This window comes from Thermosporothrix sp. COM3 (assembly GCF_059696735.1).
On record NZ_AP019376.1, the window covers coordinates 2,523,343 to 2,547,192 of the forward strand.

At 53.1% G+C, this 23,850-nt stretch carries 23 protein-coding genes; 15 read left to right on the forward strand and 8 right to left on the reverse strand.

Going from position 1 to position 23,850, the window contains the following annotated elements; all coding sequences use genetic code 11:
- The first annotated feature begins 434 nt into the window (after positions 1-434).
- Positions 435-1,400, forward strand: coding sequence for a glycoside hydrolase family 10 protein (locus tag KTH_RS10915; RefSeq protein WP_497618485.1), 966 nt, complete (start codon positions 435-437; stop codon positions 1,398-1,400).
- 116 nt (positions 1,401-1,516) lie between these two features.
- On the opposite strand, the gene KTH_RS10920 is transcribed toward KTH_RS10915, so the two are convergent.
- Positions 1,517-1,831 (reverse strand): antibiotic biosynthesis monooxygenase family protein, encoded by a 315-nt coding sequence (locus KTH_RS10920; protein WP_111320718.1) that lies wholly within the window; start codon positions 1,829-1,831, stop codon positions 1,517-1,519.
- Positions 1,832-1,962: 131 nt separating this feature from the next.
- On the opposite strand from KTH_RS10920, the gene KTH_RS10925 reads away from it, so the two are divergent.
- The gene (locus KTH_RS10925) at positions 1,963-2,562 is read left to right on the forward strand and encodes a TetR/AcrR family transcriptional regulator (RefSeq protein WP_497618491.1); all 600 of its coding nucleotides are present in this window, start codon (positions 1,963-1,965) and stop codon (positions 2,560-2,562) included.
- 173 nt (positions 2,563-2,735) lie between these two features.
- Entirely contained in the window at positions 2,736-4,250 is a 1,515-nt protein-coding gene (locus KTH_RS10930; protein ID WP_497618493.1) for an MFS transporter, read from the forward strand.
- Positions 4,251-4,323: 73 nt separating this feature from the next.
- Here KTH_RS10930 and KTH_RS10935 read toward each other — a convergent pair whose 3' ends face one another.
- From KTH_RS10935 to KTH_RS10950, 4 genes are read right to left on the reverse strand one after another with little or no spacing between them, the layout of a single operon-like run.
- A complete protein-coding gene (locus tag KTH_RS10935) occupies positions 4,324-5,259 on the reverse strand; it encodes a ferredoxin family protein (protein WP_497618495.1) in 936 nt (311 codons plus the stop codon).
- A gap of 21 nt (positions 5,260-5,280) precedes the next feature.
- Positions 5,281-6,099 carry an energy-coupling factor transporter transmembrane component T family protein gene (locus KTH_RS10940; protein ID WP_111320726.1) on the reverse strand — a complete coding sequence of 273 codons (819 nt, stop codon included), beginning with the start codon at positions 6,097-6,099 and terminating at the stop codon, positions 5,281-5,283.
- A 19-nt stretch (positions 6,100-6,118) separates the two neighbouring features.
- Complete coding sequence (locus KTH_RS10945) at positions 6,119-7,870, reverse strand: ABC transporter ATP-binding protein (protein ID WP_211326078.1); 1,752 nt, start codon at positions 7,868-7,870, stop codon at positions 6,119-6,121.
- A gap of 7 nt (positions 7,871-7,877) precedes the next feature.
- Positions 7,878-8,483, reverse strand: coding sequence for an ECF transporter S component (locus tag KTH_RS10950; protein WP_111320728.1), 606 nt, complete (start codon positions 8,481-8,483; stop codon positions 7,878-7,880).
- Positions 8,484-8,842: 359 nt separating this feature from the next.
- Here KTH_RS10950 and KTH_RS10955 point away from each other — a divergent pair, with 359 nt between their 5' ends.
- The 3 genes from KTH_RS10955 (at position 8,843) to KTH_RS10965 (ending at position 12,579) form a co-directional block, all read left to right on the forward strand.
- Positions 8,843-9,163, forward strand: a complete 321-nt coding sequence (locus KTH_RS10955; protein ID WP_111320730.1) for a hypothetical protein — start codon at positions 8,843-8,845, stop codon at positions 9,161-9,163.
- Between the two features lie 607 nt (positions 9,164-9,770).
- Positions 9,771-11,879, forward strand: a complete 2,109-nt coding sequence (locus KTH_RS10960; RefSeq protein ID WP_170142457.1) for an ArnT family glycosyltransferase — start codon at positions 9,771-9,773, stop codon at positions 11,877-11,879.
- Positions 11,880-12,081: 202 nt separating this feature from the next.
- Positions 12,082-12,579 carry a hypothetical protein gene (locus tag KTH_RS10965; protein ID WP_111320734.1) on the forward strand — a complete coding sequence of 166 codons (498 nt, stop codon included), beginning with the start codon at positions 12,082-12,084 and terminating at the stop codon, positions 12,577-12,579.
- A gap of 156 nt (positions 12,580-12,735) precedes the next feature.
- Here KTH_RS10965 and KTH_RS10970 read toward each other — a convergent pair whose 3' ends face one another.
- Both KTH_RS10970 and KTH_RS10975 read right to left on the reverse strand, forming a co-directional pair.
- Entirely contained in the window at positions 12,736-13,947 is a 1,212-nt protein-coding gene (locus KTH_RS10970) for a glycoside hydrolase 5 family protein (protein WP_497618502.1), read from the reverse strand.
- Positions 13,948-13,975: 28 nt separating this feature from the next.
- Positions 13,976-15,010 (reverse strand): LacI family DNA-binding transcriptional regulator, encoded by a 1,035-nt coding sequence (locus tag KTH_RS10975; protein ID WP_497618504.1) that lies wholly within the window; start codon positions 15,008-15,010, stop codon positions 13,976-13,978.
- 336 nt (positions 15,011-15,346) lie between these two features.
- On the opposite strand from KTH_RS10975, the gene KTH_RS10980 reads away from it, so the two are divergent.
- The 9 genes from KTH_RS10980 (at position 15,347) to KTH_RS11020 (ending at position 22,801) form a co-directional block, all read left to right on the forward strand.
- Positions 15,347-16,105 carry a GntR family transcriptional regulator gene (locus tag KTH_RS10980; protein ID WP_497623226.1) on the forward strand — a complete coding sequence of 253 codons (759 nt, stop codon included), beginning with the start codon at positions 15,347-15,349 and terminating at the stop codon, positions 16,103-16,105.
- A complete protein-coding gene (locus KTH_RS10985) occupies positions 16,098-16,955 on the forward strand; it encodes a sulfite exporter TauE/SafE family protein (RefSeq protein ID WP_111320742.1) in 858 nt (285 codons plus the stop codon). The genes KTH_RS10980 and KTH_RS10985 overlap by 8 nt, the downstream gene beginning before the upstream one ends.
- A 3-nt stretch (positions 16,956-16,958) precedes the next feature.
- Positions 16,959-17,279 (forward strand): DUF1634 domain-containing protein, encoded by a 321-nt coding sequence (locus tag KTH_RS10990; RefSeq protein WP_111320744.1) that lies wholly within the window; start codon positions 16,959-16,961, stop codon positions 17,277-17,279.
- 159 nt (positions 17,280-17,438) lie between these two features.
- Positions 17,439-18,134 carry a response regulator gene (locus KTH_RS10995; RefSeq protein ID WP_497618507.1) on the forward strand — a complete coding sequence of 232 codons (696 nt, stop codon included), beginning with the start codon at positions 17,439-17,441 and terminating at the stop codon, positions 18,132-18,134.
- Positions 18,124-19,554 (forward strand): sensor histidine kinase, encoded by a 1,431-nt coding sequence (locus KTH_RS11000; RefSeq protein WP_497618509.1) that lies wholly within the window; start codon positions 18,124-18,126, stop codon positions 19,552-19,554. The genes KTH_RS10995 and KTH_RS11000 overlap by 11 nt, the downstream gene beginning before the upstream one ends.
- Positions 19,555-19,644: 90 nt before the next feature.
- Entirely contained in the window at positions 19,645-20,997 is a 1,353-nt protein-coding gene (locus tag KTH_RS11005) for an ABC transporter permease (protein ID WP_497618511.1), read from the forward strand.
- A gap of 19 nt (positions 20,998-21,016) precedes the next feature.
- Positions 21,017-21,763 (forward strand): ABC transporter ATP-binding protein, encoded by a 747-nt coding sequence (locus tag KTH_RS11010; protein WP_497618512.1) that lies wholly within the window; start codon positions 21,017-21,019, stop codon positions 21,761-21,763.
- 86 nt (positions 21,764-21,849) lie between these two features.
- The gene (locus tag KTH_RS11015) at positions 21,850-22,002 is read left to right on the forward strand and encodes a hypothetical protein (protein ID WP_497618514.1); all 153 of its coding nucleotides are present in this window, start codon (positions 21,850-21,852) and stop codon (positions 22,000-22,002) included.
- Positions 22,003-22,231: 229 nt separating this feature from the next.
- Positions 22,232-22,801 (forward strand): hypothetical protein, encoded by a 570-nt coding sequence (locus tag KTH_RS11020; protein ID WP_497618516.1) that lies wholly within the window; start codon positions 22,232-22,234, stop codon positions 22,799-22,801.
- A 163-nt stretch (positions 22,802-22,964) separates the two neighbouring features.
- Here the strand turns inward: KTH_RS11020 and KTH_RS11025 are convergent, their stop codons facing one another.
- Positions 22,965-23,606 carry an SDR family NAD(P)-dependent oxidoreductase gene (locus KTH_RS11025; protein WP_497618518.1) on the reverse strand — a complete coding sequence of 214 codons (642 nt, stop codon included), beginning with the start codon at positions 23,604-23,606 and terminating at the stop codon, positions 22,965-22,967.
- Between the last annotated feature and the right edge of the window lie 244 nt (positions 23,607-23,850).

The window sequence follows — 23,850 nt, forward strand, 5'->3', positions numbered from 1 at the left end:
CAATTTGACTGGACATTTCAAACAAAAAGTCTACAGACAAATGCGTCGCTCTCTTGTACCGCTCTCCATAGCAATACAGCTTCACAAGAACGACTACCCCACATCGGAGAATAAAGAATCTGTTATGCTATCAAAACTATACCACAAAAGTTGTGCATTTTTCAAGCCTTTATCCGAATATATTTGCAAGCATAGCCAAAAATCACATACTCATTTGTCTATACTTATTACAATATGTTTATACTTTTCCTGCTTTTCTGAAGAAAATATCTCTATTTCTCTCATATATGCTTATTTCTATAGAATAGAAAAAAATACTTTATTGACAAGTAACACAATAAATAGTTATACTGTTACTGAAGTCGCACGAGAGACATAAATCATTTCTTCATAGCTTGTTCAGCGTTCTATAGCAGATGAAAGGGGCACAACCTATGACCGCTTCCGCTCCTTATCTCGATGAACCATCTCTGGGCGCGGCAGCGAAATTTCGCCTGTTCGGAGCAGCCGTCAGCGTGAACCATCTCAGCGAGCCACCCTACACCCATATCCTCAATTCCCAGTTCACCAGCATCACCCCGGAAGTCGAGATGAAATGGGATGCAACTGAGCCCGCCCCCGGTTCCTTCAGCTTCGATGCTGCTGATACGCTCGTCCGCTATGCCCACAGTCACCATATGCGGGTTCGAGGTCACACGCTGGTCTGGCACACCGCATTACCTTCCTGGGTCAACGAGAGTGCCGATCTCCTTCAGGCAATGAGGAATCACATTATCGGCGTGATGCAGCATTATACAGGCCACATCAGCTACTGGGATGTTGTCAATGAGGCTTTTGATGAGGATGGCTCACGACGGAAGAGCATTTTTCAGGAGCGAATCGGCGACCTCCATATTGAAGAGGCTTTCAGGGTGGCCCGAGCAACTGACCCCTACACCCGCTTATGCTACAACGATTACGGCATTGAGGGCATCAACGCCAAAAGCGACGCCGTCTACGGTCTCGTCAGGGATTTCAAGCGGCGCGGCATTCCGCTCGATTGCGTTGGCTTTCAGTGTCACCTGCTGCTCGGCACAGTTCCCCCCGACATGCAGACAAACCTGCAACGCTTTGCTGATCTCGGCGTCGAGATCCATATCACTGAACTGGATATCAGAATGCCCGTTCCAGCCAGCACAGCGGAGCTACAGCAGCAGGCAGAGGATTACAGGAAGGTCATACAGGCCTGTCTCGCGATCCCACACTGTACCAGTATCACGACCTGGGGCATCACCGACAAATATTCCTGGGTCCCCGGCACCTTTCCCGGCTACGGCGCGGCGCTGCTCTTTGACGAAAACTATAAGAAAAAACCGGCCTACCATGCAGTGCTTCAGGCGCTCAGGGAGGCACCGGAATAAAGGCAAGTCCGTGGCCTCCCTGGCAAGCAACAGACAATGAGGGCGAGAGCAGTCCTCGCCCTTACAACCTTCTTCAGGTTCTGATTACATATGTTCTGGCAGAAACATTTCTCCAACTAGACGAAGAGCTCGAAGGAATGCAGCACCTTCTTGACCGAGAAGCCATCATCTTCACCAGCCCGACGCCGCTGGATCTGCTCACGGTGCTCCTGTTTATGAGCATCGCGAGAGATCCACTTCTTGAAATCGGCCTCTTGCTCCCACTTGGAGACAAAGACGTACTCAACTGTTGTATCGTGCTCTCTCCGCCAGCATTCATATGCAATATTCCCTTCAGCCTCCTTGATAGCCTCTCTATCCTTCCGATACTTGGCCTGCATTCGATCCTCAAACTGACGAGCGACCTCAAAGCTTGCTTGCATAATAAACATTGGAAAAACTCCTTCTTGTGATAAGGCTTGACGAACCAAACAAGGTATTCTATATTGATCATCAGGTCAATAGCCACAGAGATAGCATACCATTACATTGACCAAAGGGTCAATAGCATAGAAGGAGGTTCATGGTGCCAGGCGAGAAACAACCCGAGGAACAGAGGCGCGAACAAATTATTCAGGCCGCCTTTACAGTTGCAACGCGTGAACGCCTCGATCAGCTCACCATTCGGAAGGTTGCAGCGGAAGCACATTTAAGTACAGGACTGGTCTTTTTCCACTTCAAGACAAAAGAAGCACTGCTCTACGCCCTGCTGGACTGGCTGCTTCAAACGATGTTTGAGGTCTGGGAAGTAGATAGCTCACTTCCCCCAAGAGAGCGCCTCTTTGAGCTTCTCAGACAAGATCTTCTCGATGCTTACCAGCAAGGGCCAAATTCAGCCAAGCTGGAACTGTTTTTCTCCTTCTGGATCATGGGATTACGCGATCCAGTCATAAAAGCGCGTATCAGCCAGGCTATAGAGCAGGCACGTGAAATTTTCCGCCCCGCTGTCAGAGACCTTTTAGCCAGCGAACCGGAACGCTTTGCCGGAGTCACAGAAGATGGGCTGCTTTCCTTGATGACTGCTATCGCCGAAGGATGCCCGCTGCAAGCAGTACAAAGCGACTATAAGGTTTCGCTTGAACAAACACTGGCGGCACTACGCGCCCTCCTGCTTCTCCCCTGAACAATGGGAAGAGGCAAACAGGGCTTCTTGCCTCTTCCCAATGCACAGACTCACGCCCTTTCCAATTCGCACATCCTTCAGGCAACACACTATACCTCCCTATTGACCTTTGGGTCAATGTAATGATATACTCCCTGTGTATTGACCAATTGGTCAATGAGAAAGTACATTTTTTGAACGAAGTTGGAGGAAACACCTTGCAGCAAACTACCGGTGAAAAAACGGTATCGCGGGGATGGATACTGTTTGGAGCAGCGTTGGCGACGCTTATGTCATCGCTTGATACAAGTATTGTCAACATTGCGCTCCCCACCATCATCACAGATCTCCATGCATCTTTTGCTCAAGCGCAGTGGGTTGTTCTCAGCTATATGCTTGTTGTCACCTCTCTGATCGTCGGGATAGGACGTCTGAGCGATCTATTCGGAAAAAAACGGCTCTACCTCATCGGCCTTGCCCTGTTCTCCCTTACCTCTCTATTCTGCGGGCTCTCGCCTACTGCTGATTGGCTCATTGCTATGAGAGCCTTGCAGGGACTTGGTGCGGCTGTTTTGATGGCGCTCAGCTTCGCTATCGTCAGCGATGCATATCATGGCATGAAAGCTGGACATGCGCTCGGCATCCTGACCGCAATGGTTGCGTTTGGAATCGCATTAGGGCCCACGCTGGGCGGTCTCCTTCTCAGCGCCTTTAGCTGGCACGCCATTTTCATCATCAATGTCCCATTCGGGCTATTAGCCTGCGGGGTAATCTGGGTCTTTCTGCCCGGAAAGACATTCCAGGAACAGACATGGCGTTTTGACTGGCCGGGAATGATTGTGCTCGCGCTCACATTAGGCTGTTACGCCTTCGCGATGACTGAAGCCGAAGAGTTGGGCTTCACGTCTCCCCTTGTGCTTGGTCTCCTGGGTGGGGCTGTTAGTGGCGTGCTCCTGTTTCTCTGGTTAGAACGGCGTGTGATGTCCCCCTTATTGCCGCTCCAGATCTTCCGGAACGCAACCCTGAGCATCAGTTTGCTGGTCAGCGTGCTGGTCTATACTGTCATGATGGGTGTCATTCTCATCATGCCTTTCTTCCTGAGTGAAGGAGAGAGCTATTCCAGCGTCCTTACCGGCTTGCTGATGTCCACAGGCGCACTTATTACCGCATTGCTAAGCACGCCTGTCGGACTGCTTGCCAACCGTTTCGGAGCACGACCGATAATGGCGATCGGCGTGGCGCTGATGGTCGTTGGCTGCCTCTTCATGTCCACCATCACGATCAAAGCAGGCATTGCAGGTTTCACGTTCCGTCTGGCCATCATCAATATTGGTCTGGCGCTATTCCAGACGCCAAACAATACAGCGATGATGGAAAGCGCCCTCCCTTCACAGCGCGGGCTCATTTCCGGTCTTCTCTCGCTGGCTCGGACGCTCGGTCTGACCACGGGCGCGTCATTTATGGGAACCATCTATGCCAGTATGGTCGCCATCGCCGCTCAAACGGGGGTGACACACCCACAAGCAGTCGAGGCAGGAACACACGGTTCATTCCTTGTAGCCAGCGCTCTGATAGGTATTGCATTCCTGCTCACCCTCCTTGTCCTCCGGATACAGCGGAAACCGGTCACCAACAAGCAGGATACAGCGCTCTCGCAACCAACCTCAACGGGAAAGCTATCCCTCGATGAGCAGCACACTTCCATCTAAGCACAAAAAAAGGCTGGCGAATATCGCCAGCCCTTTCATTACCTGGTCATTTGCCAGACACCCCGCCCACATATTACAGCGTCACCACCTCCTCGCTTGCCTGAACCTGATACTCGATCAGGCGGTACTCCTGCCGATAGTTCTTCCCAAGCTGGTTACAGCTACACGCAAGCGGGCAGTCCAGCTCACAGTAGTGGCTCTGCACGCGCACGTGATGCAGTGCTCCATCCTGCGCACAGAAGGTCACACAGTCTGATTCGTTCTCCGTATGCACCTCCTGTAGCGAAAAAGCGCCCAACTCGAAGATCCCTGTCTGCATTCGCACATAATACTCGGCTGCCTGCACCACGGCTGGATACTGCACCCGCCCACGGCACTTCGGAAGATAAAGCCTGCCATGTCGGTCCGCGTCTAGAATCGTCTCGACCTCCGGCACCGCCACGCGACTGTAATAGACGCCCTGCGGGAAACAAATCAGATTCGCCGCGAACTGATCGCCTCCAATATGCGAACAATGCCACGTATGGGCGGGATCAAGGCGAGCCAGCTCGCGATAAATAGGCATGCCAAACTTGGCACAGCACATATCATGCTTGCCGTTTGTACAAATAATATACATTGGCTCATTGGTCAGGTAGCGATCATATGCCGGAGCACCCGCTTTCAGGCCGGCCAGATCCAGGGAGAGCAGTTCTTCATAGCGCTCAAACTCGAAGGCATACAGCGCCGTTCGCTCTTTCAACGTGACACCAACAAAACAGCGAATCGTTTTCAGTGGCCGCGAATGCTGCCTGACAAAGACGCCAACCCCTTTCATCGTCTCATAGCTCATCACGAAGTCGGAAAGCCACTTCGCAGCGGGTTCGGGCAAATCATTATCCAGCACCGCCGACCAACCCCACGGGCCAGTATACTCGATCATCACCCAGATCTCAGCAAAGGGGGCCAGACCAACAAATGGCTCCTGTCGTCCCTCCGAAATGCGTGCGCAAAAAGAACGTTCAGCCACGTGAAAACTCCTGTATTCCTTCTATAGGTTCTTCAGTAGAGAAAGGGGCCCAAGCCAGCCAGCATACCAGCATATCCCGATCAACAGGAGACAGAGCAGCCAGAAGCTGGCAATAAAGAGATAGTCGCGCCCATGAAACCGAAACTGCTTAAAATAGGAGCGCCGTGCCAGCACGCCAAATGCCCGCCCATCCATCGCGAGCGCAGTGCGTTCGGCTCGCCGAATGGCTGTCGCCAGCAGCGGAATAATGTAGCGCCGCAGCCGCTCATACTGAACACGCAGGCCACCTCGATCCTCAATTCCGCGAATCTTATGCGCCGCCTGAATCAAGCGGAACTCGCTCTGTAGCATCGGCACGAAACGAAACGCGGCCAACACGCCATAACCAAGCTTGTAGGGAAACTTCCACTGCTGCACCAGCGCACGAATAAAATCGCTGATATCGGTGGTAAAGGTAAAAATCAGTGAGAGCAAAAACATGGCATAGACCCGCAGGACCGCCGCCGCACCAGAAACGACCGCCGCCTGATAGACGGTGATCGGACCAAGCTGCAAAAAGACCGGCGAGTGGTTGAACAGCTCCGCACGCACCAGAAATGGATACGTCACCATGAACGAGACCATCGCCAGAAAGAGGGGCACATTGATACGGCCAAACGTGCGCAGCGAGACACGCGCCGGTCCCAGGATGATTACCACTGCCAGCACCAGGAAGACCAGCGGCACCCAGGGATCAGTAGTCAATGCCACAAAGAGCACAATTGGCACTAACGCCAATACCTTACTCAAAGGGTTTAAGCGATGAAGTGGTGAATCCACCTCCTGATAGATCATTTGCATCTTCGCTTACCTTCTCCCGTCATTCAACATGCTTCACAGCGAGTTCCCGCCCGAGTGCCTGCATACACTGTTGATAGACTGCCTCAGACGTCAGCAAACCGGGCCAGCCCAACCGCGCCGCCAGACTGGTCAACGGCGGCAATGTGAGGTGAGCTCGCGCCAGCAGGTCCGGCTGCGCAAACAGGGTAGCAGGCGTTCCATGAAAGATCGGCCTCCCGCTCTCCATCACCACCACGTGGCGGGCATACTGAGCAACCAGCGCCATATCATGCGTAATCACGACAATGGTGCGTCCCTCGGTATGGAGTTGCCAGAGGATCTCAAGCAGCGCCTCCGCGTTGCGCTGATCCTGTCCGAACGTTGGCTCATCGAGAATCAAGACCTGCTGTCCCACCGCAAGCATCGTTGCGACACTCAGGCGACGCTTCTCCCCATGACTTAACGTAAACGGATTGGCCCGCGCCAGTTGCAACAGACCGAAACGCTCTAACAGGGTGTTCGTTCGCTCGGTGATCTCTGCCGCCGATAGGCCCATCACGCGTAAACCGTAGGCGATCTCATCAGCAACCGACTCGGTGATAAACTGGTGCTCGGGGTTCTGAAAGACATAGCCAACATGATGCACCAGCTCGCGTGCCGGGATACGAGTAATGTCTTTTCCTTGCAGCCAGACGCGCCCCGCAGGCGGGTGCAGAATATCAACCAGATGATGTGCAAGCGTCGTTTTGCCCGCACCATTCGAGCCAACCAGCGCCAGAAAATCGCCCTGAGGCACCCGCAACGAGACATCATGCAGAATCTCTCGGGAAGCCACCCGATAGGACAGATTCCGCACCTCGATTGCGGCCTGCTCGCTCTCCTGCGTTAGCACAGGGGAAACAGACTGCTGCTCGACAGGTTCCGCACCGATCCGTTTGCGGTTGATCGCTTCCTCGGCCTCATCCAGCGTCAGCGGGAAGGGATCAAGTACAATCCCCTCCTGGGCAAGTCGATGCGCCAGTGAAGCCACCTGAGGCACCCAGACCCCATGCTTCTGCAAAAGCTCCATTTGCTCTTGGAAGACCGTTCGTGGCGCCCCATCCGCCAGCACTACGCCCCCTTTTCCCAGTACCACAACCCGATCAATCAGGTCCATCAGATCATCAAGCTTGTGCTCAATCAGGAGAATGGTATGCTTCTTCATCTCCTTACATTGCCGCAGAAGCTCGAATACATCCCGGGTGCCTACCGGGTCCAGATTCGCGGTAGGCTCATCAAAGAGCAGGACAGAGGGCTCCATCGCCAGCAACGAGGCCAGCGTCACCCGCTGTTTCTCGCCGCCGGAAAGCTGCTCAACGCGCCGGTAGCGATGCTGTGGCAGACCAACCTGAGCCAGCGCCTCTTCTACCCGTCTGTCCATCTCTTCAGGAGAGAGACAGAGATTCTCCATACCAAAGACAATCTCATCTTCAACGGTCAGCATGACAAACTGTGCATCCGGGTCCTGAAAGACGATCCCGACCCGCCGGGCCAGATCAACCACTGATGCCTTCTGTGTGTCCAGTCCATCAACCCGCACCCGTCCCTCAAGGATCTTGCCAACATTGTGCGGGATCAAGCCGTTGAGCGTCAGCGCCAGCGTGCTCTTTCCGCTCCCGGAGGCCCCGAGCAGCAGCACCGTTTCACCTTCGTGCAACTGTAGATTGACCTGCTCTAAGATTGGTCGTTTGCGCCCCGGATACTTGACAGCCAGGTTCTCAACCTCGATCAACGCCATAGCATCTTCACTCACTTCCGCGCTAAATCTCTTCGAGATCCTTGCGAATGGTCCCGGCAAGCACGCCCGTACGAGCAGCAGCATCGCCAAGATATTTCGCCACAATACCACTGATCGTACTACTGACGATGGTCACGACAATCACGCCGATCAAGATCGGCAATGCCAGATCAAACGATGTGGGGTAGAAGATAAGATAAATAATCAACATGGCAACGCCGCCCGCCGCACCGGTCAGTGCCATAGAAGGCAAGCCAAAATGACGATAGCGTGTCCCGACAGCTACCCCGATCTCTCCGGCAAACGCGTAAAGCAGGCCCGTAATCATGATCGAGGGACCATACGGAGAAATAGGAAGCATCACCAGACAGTACAGCAAGGCAATAAGAAATGCTGCCCCGGCCCGACGCAGCGCGTATGCGATAAAGAAACAGGGAAGAATCATAATTCCGATCCAGGCCCAGGCGACAATCACCCCCAGAACAATGGAAAGCAGATACGCATACATCAGTGCACCAAGCACAATACCAAAAACAACGCCGACAGCGGCAAGAACCAAAATATCGCGAGTGCTCCAGGCCAGCCACCCGAACCCTTTCCTGGATTGCTCAACAGGCTGTTCGCTCATTCTTTCTTCATTCTCCTCTGTTTAACGACTCTTATTAAGAGCAAGAAGTCGTAATTCCCATCTCAGATATCAGCCATTTCTGATATCCGACCTTTTTAATAAGATATTAGGGCATGCTAATATCCTTTGTCAAGAGCTCAGCCAGGAAAAAGAAAAAATCTGAAAGATATGGCGCTCTCACTCCCTCGCCCCTTGATCCTTTCAAAGCGCTTCTCATCTTGCTCCGCGGCAAAGACGGGCATCAAAAAAAGCAAGCATGCCGTCATTTCCAGAAATAGTTGCTTCAGGCGGCCTGAACATCATTTATGGTAGAATACATAAATATATGCCATTTTTCTTCAGGGAGAGAGGAGAGAGGAATGTCCATTCAGCTCGGGGTCGTCCTTCCGCTGCTCTGGAAGCCAGATTTACCTGTAGAGGCCTGTGAACATATTGTCCGCGTCGCGCAAGAAGCCGACCGCTCAGGCTTTGCCTCGCTCTGGCTTGAAGATCATCTTATTTCCCCTGTTCAGCCAGAGCAGGCGCTTTTCGAGTACTCGTCTATAACCTTCTCAGGTGAACCGTTCCATTTCCTGAAAATCCAGGAGGCACAATTCTCTGAACTGCCTGATCTTCTCCGCTTTGCCTGTGTGTATCCTGCGTTATCCCGACTATATATTGTTCTATTTCAAGATACGTGACAAGAAAGTGGGATCCCTCATCTCTACTGAGGGTCGAAACAAATCAAATAAACAAACGGGCTTTCTCTGATCTCAACACTTCGAGCTATACGAGATATGCACATCTATAGATCACCTTTTTGTCCTGTTTAAGCATCTTTCTCTTTCAAAACGGCTTTTGTAGAGGTAATATTGAAATAGCTCAAGCCTCTAACCGCATAAGAGTTGGCTTACGCTTGTTCTACTGTTCATTTCTGATTGTACCCTGTGCTATCCTTCTGAACACACCTGCATCCGACCGCCAAATACACAGGATACTGAAAGGATTGAGGAACAGCCAGAATACTGTGACATCGGAGTACAGCGTTCTATTCACACAAGAGAGGGCTTTTCAAGCATGGATGTGTCTTTTTTGCCTGTTACTCACTGTGGCTTGCCGTTTGCAGGCTTGTCTCAAGCCTTGCAGCCAGACAGTTGATAAAGTACGACAATAAAGACACATGTAGGAGAGGGATTAAACATGCTCTCTGTTCCGGCGTCCATTCGTATCTTCTTTCTTAACCCTAATTGCAGCCCCCAAACTTGCTGTCCGGGCGCTCGGGACACACTTAGAAAGGTGTATTCTACATTGATAGAACTAAATGAACAAATCATATCAAGGCAGCAGCGAGAGGAGAAGGCTGCTGCTTCGTTTTCGGTAAGCAGGCCCTGGTATCTCTGCTGGGAAATCTACGCCCTGCTTTTGGTAACAGTTGGACTGAGGTTCATCCGGCTGGATACCACCCAGTTTGATACTGATCAGGCAAAACTGTTCGGCCTGGCCTATGAAGCTATCCATAACGGACAGCTTCCGGCAACCGGCATTCTCTCTTCCATTCGGATACTTAATCCACCAGCCATTCTCTATATGATGATGATCCCGGCGGCGTTTGGTGCAAATCCATTCGGAGCTGCTCTATTTATCGCGCTATTCAATGTCGCGGCAGTTTTGCTCTGTTATTTCTTTGTGCGGTGCTACTATGGCCGGTTTCCTGCAACCATTGCGGCGCTGCTCTTTGCCACTGCGGCACGAGCGGTCTATTACTCTCGCTTCTCCTGGCAACAGAACCTGTTACCCTTCTTTCTGATGCTCTTTCTGATCGTGCTCTTTCAGGGAGTTGTTCGCAGGCGCAGCGGCTGGTTTGCGCCCGCATTAATTCTGATCGCCTGGATGGCTCAGCTCCATAGTACCGGTGCAATGCTCCTTGCAATGCTGGCCCTGGCTGTTGTGCTGGCATGGAAAACATTACGCTGGTGGGATATTCTACTCGGTATCGTTGTCTCTCTCTTGCTCTACGCCCCCTTTTTCTACTGGGAATATAGCTCGCATCTCTATGATCTGCATGCCTATCTCGATTTTCAGAAGAAGTATACCTGGGAAGATACATCGCAGTTTACTTACTACTACTACACACTTGGACTCAGCCCTTATGCCTCATTCATGAACGATATCCCACCGGTCGGCTCGCGCCTTCTCCCCCACTGGCACTGGCTCACCAAGATCAAGTATCTCCTGCTGCTCTGTGAGATTGGTGGTATGGTGGTTGCTCTCGGGAAAGCGCTCTTGATCCGTGTTCCAGTTGAAAAGGGTTTGGCTCCGCTTCAACAGGTCTGGCGCTGGTGTGTCAGCTACTATACCACGCTATGTAAAGATCCCTATCGCTGCGGTCTCCTGTTATTACTAGCATGGCAGCTTGTGCCCTTATTTGCCCTGCGACGGCAGAGTCTCCCCATTTATCCACATTATTTTATTGTCTTCTTTCCCGGTCAATATCTCTTCATCGCGCTCCTTTTCACCTGGGTCGTTGAGTGGCTTAAACGCTGGCAGGGATGGGAGACGTTCGGTCGAGGAGCCATTGTCGCAATCAGTATTCTGCTGGTTGTCATGCAAGGTGCAGGCTCTTCCCTTATGATCCTGGATTTCGTCAGAGGAAGGATCTATGCCGATGTTGATGTAACGCTTCAGCAGGTGATTCGTCAAGCAGAACAGCTCGCGCTCAAGCAACACATCAAGCGAATCTATGTGCTGTTCAACGTCAAAACGGAAGACACGATGCGCGTCCTGACCTATCAGTCACATATTCCCGTCACGCTGGTGAGCACGTCGTGTTTGATGCTGCCCGGTTCTCCTGATGAAAGGGCCGTCCTGGTTGTCCCTCCTCTGCATCGGAACACTGAAGCTCTTGCAACTCAGTTCGGACATGGACAGCATCAAGGAGATGTCGCCCGGCTGCGTGGTGAGCCATTTCACCTGTATACGGTTCAGGGCAATGCCTCCACTACGAGCACACAGGCAGGCTTCCAGCAGCATCTACAGGCGGAAGAATCAGTCATGCAGAAACTCAAAACCAATGCAACCGTCTTTGTCTCGCGCTGGCGCTTTACCCGGAATGCACCGACCCAATGGCGCACAACCTATATTTATAGCTTTGTTGCGAAAGGTCCAGGCGGGAAGCAGCAAGGAGTCCAGTGCACAGTGAGCAATGCAGCTCCTGGAGACGAGTTACTGGCACCGATGCAGTTTAAACAATGGCATACCAGCCAGATCGAGGTGCAAGCTAAATATACAGTCAGGGCGCCACGTACGATTGCACTTGGATCACTCACCCTGCTTACGGATACCTTCGTTGAATCGCCGAAAAGCCGCCTGCTTACAGACAAGGGTAAAGACTGGCTCACCCTTTCTCTTCAGAAATAACGCTTGATTGAGGAGGCTCTGGTAGCCTCCTCTTCTTCTTCCTTCTTTTGAGAAACTGCAACTATCCCTGTTAAAAAGATAAAAACGTATTGTCACTATTTTTCATTTATGCTATATTTTGAGAATATTTCAATGTGCAGCCTCAATTGCTCAAAAATAGCTGATAGCTTATTCTTATTAGATTTTTAGAGAGGAGGAATCCATGCGTTTCTCTACGATTACCTCTGCATTCGCTTTCTTTCTTCTTTCCGGCCTTTGTTGCCTCCTTTTGCTCTCAGGAGATGCTTCAGCCACAAGCCCATCATCACAGGCAACACCCCGGCACCCACTGAGCGCTGTCGGCCTCCCGGCTATTCCCCCCCGCTTGCAAAGCGACGGCAAGACCCGGCCTTCTTTCACCGAACAGGATGTCAAAGACTATATCGCCAGAAACGGCTTTATTGGCGGTACGACCGCTCCGGGCACGGCCATCACAATCAAAACGCTTCAATTTATGACTGCGCAGGAAGCCAGCAAGCGTCTAGGAGGTGAAGATATCGGTCGAAACATGGATAGTCTGGTTTGTATGGTAGAGATACAGGGCTCATTTACGCTCACGCATATGCATATGGTTATACCCCAAAAAGATGCTCTCACACAAAAGAATGGCTTTCTGATTTTCGATGCCTACACCGGGAATATCCTGCTCTGGGGCGTATAAATGAGCCTGCTCGTTATTGCTGAGACGGAGAAGAGGGTCACCATCACAATTGTGCTCCACTCTTGAAAGCCCCCTTCAATCAAAAAAAGGTGGGGAGTGTTGTTCTCTTGAGAGGGGGGAAGCATGCATTCACTTCCCCCGGTGTCTGGATAGAGCTTAGATGCGCCCGCGCCACTGCTCAAAGAGCCGGTCAAAGCTCCCTTCCGGGTCACGATACCATTCCTCAACGTTGAGCTGTAGCGGGCTGATCGTCCGCTGCGGAATCTCGTTCGCGGCAACGCGCTGCGCGAAATCACGCATGGCTTCACCCGAGGGCTTGACCGTTCCATCATAGCGCGTCAGGCCAAAGAAACGTTCATGCACATTGAGCTTGAAAGGCGGCTTCTCCCACAACGAAGGATCATAGTCAGAGAACATCCAGCCAAAAGCGCCCAGAGAGCCACAACGCGCCAGTTTCTCTAATACCTCGCGATAGTAGCGCCCTCCATCCTCATCGGAAGCCAGATACTGGCTGATCTGCTTCCCGGCTCGCTCAATTGAGATATACTCTGAAACGTCTCCATGTTCCGAGCTGGCATAGCCAAACTCTTCAAACAAAACAGGCTTGCCTCCCAGAGCCTCGACAACCAGATTGGCAAGTGGCACGACGTCGCTGTTCAGCGGATCGGAGTTGCGGATCAGATCGTAGTAGATGCTGTACGCATGCATCGAGAGGAAGTCATTATGAGGTGCCAGCAGATCAGGACGAAAACCATTATGGCTTGTCAGAAGTGGTAAATGCATGCCTGCACTCACCGGACGCGATGAATATTTGCGCACTTCCTGACTCAACAATCTGTTCCAGTTCGCACTATCCCGCACGTCTTTTGGCTTCGCGAACAGATCCGGCTCGTTGGAGAAGTTCCACGAATAGACAGCCGGATGCTCTCCGTAGCGCCCACAGACCGCCGCCACCAACGTGCGTTCTGCCTCAAGCATCAGGGGATCAGTGTACGGGTCCCGTCCCAGGCGCAGCGTATACACTCCGTTGGAAAGACGAGGCGGATGACCGGTATCAGCCTCCTCATCAAGCAGAGCCCACGCAGGCCACCAGTTCGCCCCGGACATGTGGCCGGTAAAGAAGGTCGGCATCACCTGAATACCCACCTCCCGGGCCACATCGAGCACCGTTCCCAGATTCGCCAGCGCCTCTTCACTCACGCGATCAGGCGCGGGCTGAAAATCTTCCCAGAAGAGAAAAATACGGGCAACCTGCAACTTGAGAGCCGCGATTTCCGCGAACTCCTGCCCGACTTCAACTCGATCAAAATCTTTCCACCAGTACATGGCCTTCTTGCGCGGCCAGTAATTCACTCCTAATGTGAACACCTGCATTCTTCCTTTCTCTTTGTGCCTTTCAAGCCTTCGATATGCTCACAGACTCACGTTCTATCAGCTTAACGGAAATGGTGGTACGACGTGCGGCCATCTCGGGATGCGCAAGCCGATCAAGCAATAATCGCACTCCTTCCGCTCCTAGCAAGGCTTTATCTACCCGAATAGTGGTCAGCGGCGGCGTTGTGTGCGCTGCCATATCGATATCATCAAAACCGATAATGGAACACTCATCAGGAACAGCTATTCCACGCTCGTGCAGCGCGTTTAAGGCTCCGATAGCCGCCTGATCGTTACTACAGAAAATGGCGTTGGGTGGCTTCGGCAAATCCAGCAACGTCTTCATCGCGTGATACCCTTCCTCCGCCGCGCTCTTCACCTGACAGACATAGCGTTCGTCATAGGGGAGGCTGTATTCAGCCAACGCCCGCCGATAACCAAGCCAGCGCTCATAAAAGCTAGAGCGATTTGGCAGCCCCATAATCATCGCGGGTATCGGATGAGGAACATGTTGAAGGAGATAGGTCGTTGCAAGGTACCCCCCACGCTCATTGTCGCTGACAACGCTATCAACCTCGAACGCGGCATCGCTCTGGTCAACCATCACAAACGGTATGCCAGTATCTCGCAGCAGTGTAAAGCATTCTGTGGAAAAATAGCCAACGACCAACAACCCATCTACCTGCCTGCGCTGAATCATGGCCGGCATGGCTGTCATGCTCTTTGTCTCCGCATCCAGCGTGCCATAGAGGAGACTGAGACCACGTTCAGTACAGGCCTGTTCAGCGCCAGAGAGAACATAAGAATAGAACTGATTGATTGGAAGAGGAATCTCAAGCGCGGAACGCAAAAGAAAACCGAGCGTCTTTGTCGCAGGCTCAGGAGTCCGTGGGGCAGGATGATATCCCAGTTCATCCGCGGCCTTCAATACCGCCTCACGCGCCTTCTGTGAAACACCTCTTCTTCCCGCAAAGACGTTTGAGGCCGTTCCAAGAGAAACGCCCGCCCGCGCGGCAACCTGACGCAACACAACCTTTTTTCGGGTCTCTTCGCTCATTACAGTTGCACAGCCTCTCTGTTCAATGAACATAATGAACTATTATATGAACACCAGAAAAAACTTTCAGCCATATTACTGGAAAGCGCGCTGCGCTGTCAAGGGAAAGAGACAGTTTCATCCCGCCGTAGCGCGTAATGAAACGCTCCTGCATTCCAAACACGCTATACCCGCTTCTATTTCGCTGAAATAGCATCTGAACAAAGCAGAGGTGTTGTTTCTCTGCAGAGGAATGCAGCATACAACTCATCATCTCCCGGGACCTCGGCGCTCCGCCCTTCCACATTCGCTTCATTCATAGACAGGATGACGTAATTATGTTACTATATCGCTATGATGACAAACAAGAATAGCCGTATCCCATTGTATGTACAGGTAGAAGACACCCTTCTCGCGCGTATCACCAGCGGGGAATTACCGCCCGGGAGCCAGTTACCAACCGAAGAGGAGCTGATCAAGGAGTTTGATGTCAGCCGAACCACGATTCGGAAAACGATTCAAAGCTTGCTCCAGCAAGGGCTTGTCGAGATTCGGCGCGGGAAAGGCACCTTTGTCACCCTTCCTAAAATCACACAGGAGCTGACCGAGCTGACCGGCTTTGTGGAGGACATGCAGGTACAGGGCCGCACGCCAACTGCGAAAGTGCTCGGGAGGCAGATTGTCGCGGCAAACGACGTTGTAGCGCGTCAGTTGATTGTGCCCGAAGGAACGCCTGTGGTACAGATTTACCGCGTTCGTCTGGCCGACAATATCCCCGTTTCCTTTGACGAAACGTATCTCCCGAAGGAACTGGGTGAGAAGATTCTAGCCGAAAACCTTGAAACCGACCCCATTTTTACCTTGCTTGAACAGAAATATGAGACGCCTCTGATCGAGGCGAAATATCAAATGGAAGCGGTCGCAGCCAGCCCCGTTGTCGCGGAGGCACTCGAAATCGAGGTCGGGAGCCCCATCTTCCTCATTGAGCGAACCTCATATACGGAAGGGAATCGACCAGTTGATTACGAAAAGCTCCACTATCGAGGCGATCAAATCCGCTTCGTGACACAACTCGCACGCCGATCAACAAAGAAAGCGCAGGAGCATAATGCCTGAAGTGACACACATGCTCTGGTTGTTTGCTGCCGCTCTGGGAGCCAGTGCGCTTGGTGGTATGTTGGGCATGGCAGGTGGCATTTTCATCGTTCCCATTCTTACTATATTCGGGCACATCAATATTCATCAGGCGATAGGCGCAAGCCTGGTTTCCGTCATCGCCTGTTCCTGTGGCAGTGCTGCCCCTTTTCTTAAGGGCCGCCTGACCAATGTTCGTCTCGCGATTGTGCTGGAAACCTGCACAACGCTCGGCGCCCTGACCGGCGTGTTTCTCTCGGGGCTGTTACCGACGCCCTTCCTTTTCTTCATCTTTGCCGTCGTCCTGCTTATCTCGGCGCAACAGATGCTCGCTCGCCGGAAAGAGCCCGAAGCGGTGGCAACAGCACATGCTTCGCACCAGTGGGCACGAAGATTGGATGCCAGCTATCCAGATCCTGCACAGGGACGCGATATCCCCTATCAGGTACAACATCTGCCTCTGGGCTTGACTCTGATGTATGGAGCGGGGCTGCTCTCGGCGCTTCTCGGCATCGGCAGCGGTGTACTCAAGATTCCAGCGATGGATACAGCGCTCCGCCTCCCGATCAAGGTATCATCGGCAACGTCGAATTTTATGATCGGCGTCACCGCTACCGCCAGCGCAGGAGCGTATTTCGTGCGAGGTGACATTGTTGGCCCGATTGCTGGCCCCGTTGCACTGGGATCAGTTGTGGGGGCGATTCTGGGGGCACGTATCCTGATGGCCATCTCGAACGAGAAAGTTCGCTGGCTCTTTGTCGCGGTTCTGGTCATTCTGGCAGTGCAAATGCTGCTCAGCGCTTTTGGCGTACAACTCATGCCCGGAGGGTGATTGATGAAGAGAAAACCTGCTCGCCTTGATTTCATCCTGGCGTGGCTTTTAAATTCGGGAACAGGGATCGCGTCGGCGCTCCTGACAATCTGGCTGCTCTGCACATTCCTGGGCCAGAACCTGGCCATTCCTCTTCCCTTCGGATTTGGAAACCTCTCGCTCGTCACAGCCGGCATCGCCGTCATTATCCTGTTGCCGGTGCTGCGCATCATCACGATGCTGGTTGCTTTCCTCACAAAACGGGAGTATCAGTTCGCCGCGATTGCCGCGCTGGTCCTGCTGATTATTGTATGCGCCTTCGCGCTAGGAGCAACCGCCGCCTGACGCATGCTTTCGTTGCTTCATAGCAAGTAGTGCATCATTCTTAGAAGAGTGGTGCACCTTCTCTCTTTTCTTCCTCATCATTTCCTGTCATTTTCCTCACAAGATCCTCACAATTCTCACGTATAGTAGTACAGGAGATGAACTTCAAAAGGAGAGAAGATGAACTATAAGATCCTTGTCGTGGACGATGACAAAAAGACCGTCGATTTAATCCGGCTCTCTCTGCAAACTGAACATTTTGAGACATTGGAAGCGTATGACGGAGTAGAGGCGCTGGCCCTGACGCGGAGCGAGGCCCCTGACCTGATTATCCTGGATTGGATGCTTCCTCACGTTGATGGCCTTGACCTCTGCCGCCTGATCCGTTCCGAATCAACTATCCCGGTCATTCTGCTGACTGCCAAATCAACGGAAGATGATAAGCTTCTGGGCCTTTCTCTGGGGGCAGACGATTACCTGACCAAGCCATTCAGCCTACGTGAACTCGTCGCACGCGTACGCACTATACTGCGCCGAACCTATCGCTCGGCGGAACGACCCGCGACATTCCAGGTCGGCAAGCTGGTTATCGACCTGCAAGCACATGAGGTCTGGCTTGCGGACAAACCGGTTCAACTCACCCCCACAGAATTCAAACTTCTGGAAACATTTATCACCTCGCCCGGACGCACCTTCAGCCGTAAAGAGCTGGTCGAGCGTGTCTATGGCCTGGGATATGAGGGCTTTGAGCGGACGATTGATTTTCATCTGGGCAACCTGCGCAAGAAAATTGAGCATGATCCTGAACATCCTGCCCTTATCCAGACAGTATACGGAGTCGGCTATAAGTTCAGGAGAGCAGGCAATGGCGCATAGGTTCCGCTCGCTCGCGTACAGCCTGCGCCTGCGTCTCATTCTGATGTTTATGCTGGTCGTCATGGTGGCAGTCGGCACCGTTGCCCTCGCCGCAAGTCAGATAACAAGCAACAATTTACAGATCTATACTCAGGCCAAGACGGATCAGCAGCTTGCCGATCAGCAAATTGTCTCGACGCTACTCGCAGCCTATCGGCAACAGAAGAGCCAGCACTACTTACAGGAACTTACCGAGCAACTCGCTCGCTCTTCGCATCAGCGTATCGTTCTGCTTGACCCCCAAAGACGGGTTATCGCGGACTCGGCGCATACGCTCATCGGGCAAATACTGAACGAGGAACAGACCGGTAACACCTCTCTCCGCACCGCTGAGGAGAAAGGGAACACACCCGCGCTCTCGGCAACGCTTTACGTCTCTGTGGATTCCTCCACACAGTCGCTTTCCCAGAGTGCCGTTTCATTTGCCGCGAACTCTCCAGAAGCAGCCTTCCTTGCATCCGTCAATCAGGCCCTCTGGCTGGCCATCTGTATCGCGGGACTGATCGCGCTGTTGCTGGCTCTCCTGTTTGCCCGGGCGCTTCTCAAACCGCTTCACCTGCTGAAAACCGTCGCCATTCGCATGGAACAGGGAGACCTCAGTCAACGCGTCTCGATCAAAGGGAAAGGAGAAATCAGCGAGCTGGCCCATGCCTTCAATGCGATGGCCGACAGCCTGAGCCGCTCAGAGCAGGCACGCCGCAATCTGGTAAACGATGTGGCACATGAACTGCGTAACCCCCTGATGAACATTCGCGGCTATCTGGAACTGCTGGTCGATGGCGTGCTTGAGCCAACAGCAGAGACGCTCTCCTCGCTTTATGAAGAGACCTCTCTGTTAAGCCGGCTGATCGCTGACTTACAGGTACTCTCGCTGGCAGAGGCGGGACAGCTTCACCTGGAACGACACCCCGTTGAGCTTGCAGACGTGGTCAGTCAGGCGGTGCAGATTGTCCAGCCACAACTGGAACAGAAACACCTGCACTTACACCTGCAACTCCCTCCTGATCTCCCGCCGCTTGAGGCCGACCCGGAACGGCTGGCGCAAATTCTACGCAACCTGTTGCGCAATGCCATTACCCACACCGCCAGTCCCGGTGAGATCTGGATTACCGCCCATCAGAGAGCGAAGCACGTTCATATCAGTGTGCGAGATAGTGGAACAGGCATCGCGCCGGAATATTTGCCCTACATCTTTGAGCGCTTTTATCGGGCGGACTCCTCGCGAACTCGCGCTACTGGCGGAACGGGTCTGGGGCTGGCGATCGTCAAACAGATGGTCCTGGCACACGGCGGCCAGATTTCCGTTTCAAGCAAGCCGGGAGAGGGCACCTGTTTTACCTTCACGCTGCCCATCGCGGACGCAATCCTCACAACATCCTGACAGGTTTCTCACTGGCATCTCACTCCTCTCTGCTATTCTGGGTTATAGAGTATCCCGGAGTAAAACACAAGAAAAGGAGTGTTTGCTTTCATGAAACTCGTTATACGCAGTTTGAAAAATGTATTCCGCAACCCTGTTCGCTTGCTGCTGGTGGTCATCCTTCTGGGGACCTGCCTGATGTTTGTTGCCGCGATGGTCAGCCTCGATGCCAGCTCTCAGCGGCAACTGGCAGCCGTGCGGCAACAGATTGGCACCACCATTTCGATTCAGTATGAACCGCCGAAGGATCAAAAGAACAATGCCGCGCCTCCGGTCTCAACCGGTACCGGCACGTCAGTCGTTGTGGATACCCCTCACATCCCGAATAGTATTGTAGAGAAGATCAAGAAGGTCGCGGGCGTCGCCTCCATACAGGCGACCCTGAGTCATCCCTATCTTGAGAAGCAGCTTCAGAGCCTCGCTCCCACGCTTCCACCCATCGCGATCAGCGGCTATCCCCGCAACGCCTCCGATTTTACCGTCTATGGAGGGGCAGCGCCGAAACTGGTTGCCGGGCGCGCTTTTCAGGATAGCGATGCCAATACCAACGTCGCGATGATGAGTAAGGCACTGGCCGAGAAGAATCATCTGAAGGTCGGCGATACCTTCACCCTGAACGGGAAAACATTCACGCTGATTGGCCTGTACACAACACCGGGACAGGTGACAGATAATACCTTCATCATCCCATTGGACACCTTACAGCGCCTGTTCCAGCTTGATGGCGTCGATTCCCTGACGGTCAAAGCCGCAAGCGAAGATCAGGTTGAATCTGTGGCGAATGCTCTGCGTAAGCTGCTTGGCTCGCAGTTCACCGTTGATCCTCTGGTCAATCATTATAGTAATGTGCTCAATGCCCTGCATGTCGCACAGCAGAGCATTCGCGCGGCGTTGATCGCCTCGTTCCTGATCGCCGCGGCAATTATCATCTTCGCGGTATTGATGCTCATTCGGGAGCGAACCGCCGAGATCGCTGTCCTGAAAACAATTGGAGCTTCACACCTGCAAGTCTTACGGCAGTTCTGGACCGAGATCCTGGTCATGAACCTTATTGCGGCGGCGCTGGCAATTGGCCTGTTGATCTTTCTGGGTCCGCCCCTCACGCAGCTCTTTGATGTCGATGCCGCATCACTGCTCAAGCCCGTGAACGGTGGCCCCAGTATCGACCACCCCTTCGTAACAAACATAATCTCATCAGACGGCAGTAACGAGAGTACCGGCACAACCAGCGATACAGCCAGGAACCTCATCGAGGCAGCACGCCTATCAGTGGCTACCCTGAATCCGCAAACGCTACTCATTATCGTGGGTGTTGGTATCGGTCTGGCACTGGTGACAAGTTTGATCCCGACATGGTTCGTTGCCCGCCTCAAGCCCGCTCACGTCTTACGCAAAGCCAACTAAGAAAGGATAGGTCCATCTCATGGAGACAGAACGCTTTCAGCTTACAAGCGAAAACAGCGCGGAACACCCACATCCTTCTACGGTTACCGTCACCGCTTCACAGGTCAACAAATCCTTTCGTCTGAAAGGGCAGACCGTGCAAGCCGTGAACGATGTCAGTTTTGCCTTCTCTCAAGGGCAGTTTATCGCGATCCTGGGACCAAGCGGCAGCGGTAAATCCACGCTGCTCCATCTTTTAGGGGGGTTAGATCGGCCCGATTCAGGGGAACTGGTGATCGACGGGGTAGACATTACGCGGCTCTCTTCGGCTCAGGAGCACCGCTTTCGGCGTACAAAGCTTGGCTTCGTCTTCCAATCCTTCCACCTGATCGCCAGCCTGACGGCTTTTGAAAATGTTGCGTTGCCGATGGAGCTCAAGGGAGGCGTTTCGCGTGAGGCAATGCAGCAGCGTGCCCGAGACCTGCTCAAACTGGTAGGCATCGACGAGGAGCGTTTTCACCACACGCCGGGGCGGCTCTCAGGTGGGCAACAGCAGCGCGTCGCAATTGCACGGGCGCTTGCCAACGATCCCGCGGTGATTCTGGCGGATGAGCCGACCGGGAATCTCGATTCGCAAACAGGCAGGTTGATCGTGCACCTGTTGAAAGAACTGACCGGGCAGGGCAAAACCGTTATAGTCGTCACACACGACCACACCATTGCAGAGATAGCAGATGTGCGCCTGAATATGCGTGATGGTCGCCTGATCCCCCCATCCCTTTCATAGCACTTCAGAGGTGTGAGCAGGCACGCTTTCCAGCCTGCTCACACCTTTTGCTCCATCTCGCTAAACCTCGTTGATGATCAGGCGCTATGTGGCCCGTCATCGTGGTCAGCCTGATCTCCAGGCCCGAACTGGCAGAGCAGATACCCCAAGATGGACTGGCCGACTTCGGGGCCATCGAGCGCCGGCTTGAGCATGGTAGGAGTCTGATCGAAGCATGGATAATCCCTGTCGCGGCATAGTGAATGCATGCAAAAGGGATAGCCTGGCGTTGCTAGCTGTCCCTTCGGCTTCCAGACCATCGTCAGGTGTCGTGCCGACTATCGCAGAGAGAAGAAGGAACGGGCATCCTCAGAAAAACATGGTCCTCTCGCAGTCGCCTCCGCCACTTTTACTTTTTTCGTGCTTCATGCGTCATACTCTATAGAAGATATCTCTTCTTTCGATATTCATCTGTAGAGGGAAAAGAGCATGCCACACCACCTGAAGGGCTCAACTCAACCCCATGCAAACAGATCGTATGCCCCGTCTTCACCTTTTCAGCAGCGCCTCTCACGACAGGGAAATGTAATTGCCTTTGCGTTGCTCATCATAGCACTGCTCGCCTGTAGCGCTCCGAATACCCCCCAACCGGCACAGCAAGCGACGACACTCCCACAGCCAACCTCGACCCTACCGCTCACCCTGGAAGGGCAAATAGAGCGACAGGCCGCCCAGGCGACACGCTATGGACACGCTTTCTTCGCCTTCTACACCGATACCGATAAGAAGCTGACAATGGAAGAGACGCTCCGGAATGGAACAGGTACTGTCGCCACTATCAAGGAGGAATGTCTGCGGATGCACAAGCTGATCTGGCATAATCAGGAGCGCATCGGGCTAGACTCGTTTATGCTTCAGCTTTACGATAAAGCCAGCTCAAAAGCGTCTGGCTATGTGGGAGTCTGTCAGATGCGCAAAGAGCAAGCACAGGCCGCTCCCTGGGATACGCTGAACGCGGAAGCCGCCTGGAAGCTCTATGAGAGCAAGAACATCTTCTGAGTTTCGGGTCTGGGAAAGCGCTTTCGCTTGCCAGTTCGAGAGGACGACACCGCTTCCGCAGCGCGCTTCCGCCTTGACACGTCAGTGATAGCTGGCGAGATCTATATGCAGCAATAGTATCGTAGTTATGAAGGACACATACGCTTTTCAGCAGGCAAGCAGGCTAGATAGCCAGCCGCCCACCGTCAATGGAAAGCGTTGCTCCATGAATAAAGCGTGCCTCTTCGCTGGCAAGGGAGAGAGCAGCTTCTGCGATCTCTTCCGGAGTAGCTACCTTTCTCGCAGGGAGCGACTGAGCGATGAGTTCCATTCTCTCTCTCATGCTCTTCTCTGCTCCGGGCGTTCGTACAGGTCCCGGCGCGATGACATTGACCCCGCTCGGCCCGAATTCCGCAGCCCATGCTTTCGTCAACAGCGTCAGGGCCGCTTTCGTCGCACCATAGAGAGCCGCCGTCGGAAACCCCCGAAAAGCGGAAATGGTCGTCAGGTTTATGATGTTTCCTGAACCTCGCTTCACCATCTGCGGTGCAAGAGCGGCTGTCAGATAAAAGGGAGCCTTAACGTTGGTCGCGATCACAGCATCAAAGGTCGTTTCATCTATCTGTGCGGTGGTACCAGAAGGCAGCAGCCCCGCATTATTGACCAGAATATCAATGTGACCAAAAGCATCGAGCGCAGAAGCAGCAAGATACTCAACCTCCACTTGAGAGATCAGATTCGCGGCAACAAAGCGAGCAACTCCACCTTCAGCCTCGATTGTCTCAACGACGGCCCGCCCTCGCCCTTCATTTCTGCCTGTCACCACAATCTGCCCACCCTCTCGCGCAAATACCCGGGCGAGCCAACCCGATTCCTGATGGTGCCCCTGTTACCAGAGCTGTTTTTCCCCTGTAATTTCTTCATTTCTCCTCCTGACAGGCTCGGTATTCAGGGTTGCTAGCCTGTTCGCGAGCAGTATACATATTCCGTATCATGAACACAAATCATAGATCTCATATCTTTATGAAAAAAGGCATATGGGCTTCACCGCACTTCCGAAGCGGAACAAA

Coding starts and splice junctions, on each gene's coding strand:
- KTH_RS11000 (WP_497618509.1), top strand. CDS start 18,124: ATGGCGCATAGGTTCCGCTCGCTCGCGTACAGCCTGCGCCTGCGTCTC.
- KTH_RS10940 (WP_111320726.1), bottom strand. CDS start 6,099: ATGCAAATGATCTATCAGGAGGTGGATTCACCACTTCATCGCTTAAAC.
- KTH_RS11020 (WP_497618516.1), top strand. CDS start 22,232: ATGCCACACCACCTGAAGGGCTCAACTCAACCCCATGCAAACAGATCG.
- KTH_RS10915 (WP_497618485.1), top strand. CDS start 435: ATGACCGCTTCCGCTCCTTATCTCGATGAACCATCTCTGGGCGCGGCA.
- KTH_RS10925 (WP_497618491.1), top strand. CDS start 1,963: ATGGTGCCAGGCGAGAAACAACCCGAGGAACAGAGGCGCGAACAAATT.
- KTH_RS10955 (WP_111320730.1), top strand. CDS start 8,843: ATGTCCATTCAGCTCGGGGTCGTCCTTCCGCTGCTCTGGAAGCCAGAT.
- KTH_RS10975 (WP_497618504.1), bottom strand. CDS start 15,010: ATGAGCGAAGAGACCCGAAAAAAGGTTGTGTTGCGTCAGGTTGCCGCG.
- KTH_RS10985 (WP_111320742.1), top strand. CDS start 16,098: ATGCCTGAAGTGACACACATGCTCTGGTTGTTTGCTGCCGCTCTGGGA.
- KTH_RS11010 (WP_497618512.1), top strand. CDS start 21,017: ATGGAGACAGAACGCTTTCAGCTTACAAGCGAAAACAGCGCGGAACAC.
- KTH_RS10995 (WP_497618507.1), top strand. CDS start 17,439: ATGAACTATAAGATCCTTGTCGTGGACGATGACAAAAAGACCGTCGAT.
- KTH_RS11015 (WP_497618514.1), top strand. CDS start 21,850: ATGTGGCCCGTCATCGTGGTCAGCCTGATCTCCAGGCCCGAACTGGCA.
- KTH_RS10980 (WP_497623226.1), top strand. CDS start 15,347: ATGACAAACAAGAATAGCCGTATCCCATTGTATGTACAGGTAGAAGAC.
- KTH_RS10965 (WP_111320734.1), top strand. CDS start 12,082: ATGCGTTTCTCTACGATTACCTCTGCATTCGCTTTCTTTCTTCTTTCC.
- KTH_RS10920 (WP_111320718.1), bottom strand. CDS start 1,831: ATGTTTATTATGCAAGCAAGCTTTGAGGTCGCTCGTCAGTTTGAGGAT.
- KTH_RS10950 (WP_111320728.1), bottom strand. CDS start 8,483: ATGAGCGAACAGCCTGTTGAGCAATCCAGGAAAGGGTTCGGGTGGCTG.
- KTH_RS10990 (WP_111320744.1), top strand. CDS start 16,959: ATGAAGAGAAAACCTGCTCGCCTTGATTTCATCCTGGCGTGGCTTTTA.
- KTH_RS11005 (WP_497618511.1), top strand. CDS start 19,645: ATGAAACTCGTTATACGCAGTTTGAAAAATGTATTCCGCAACCCTGTT.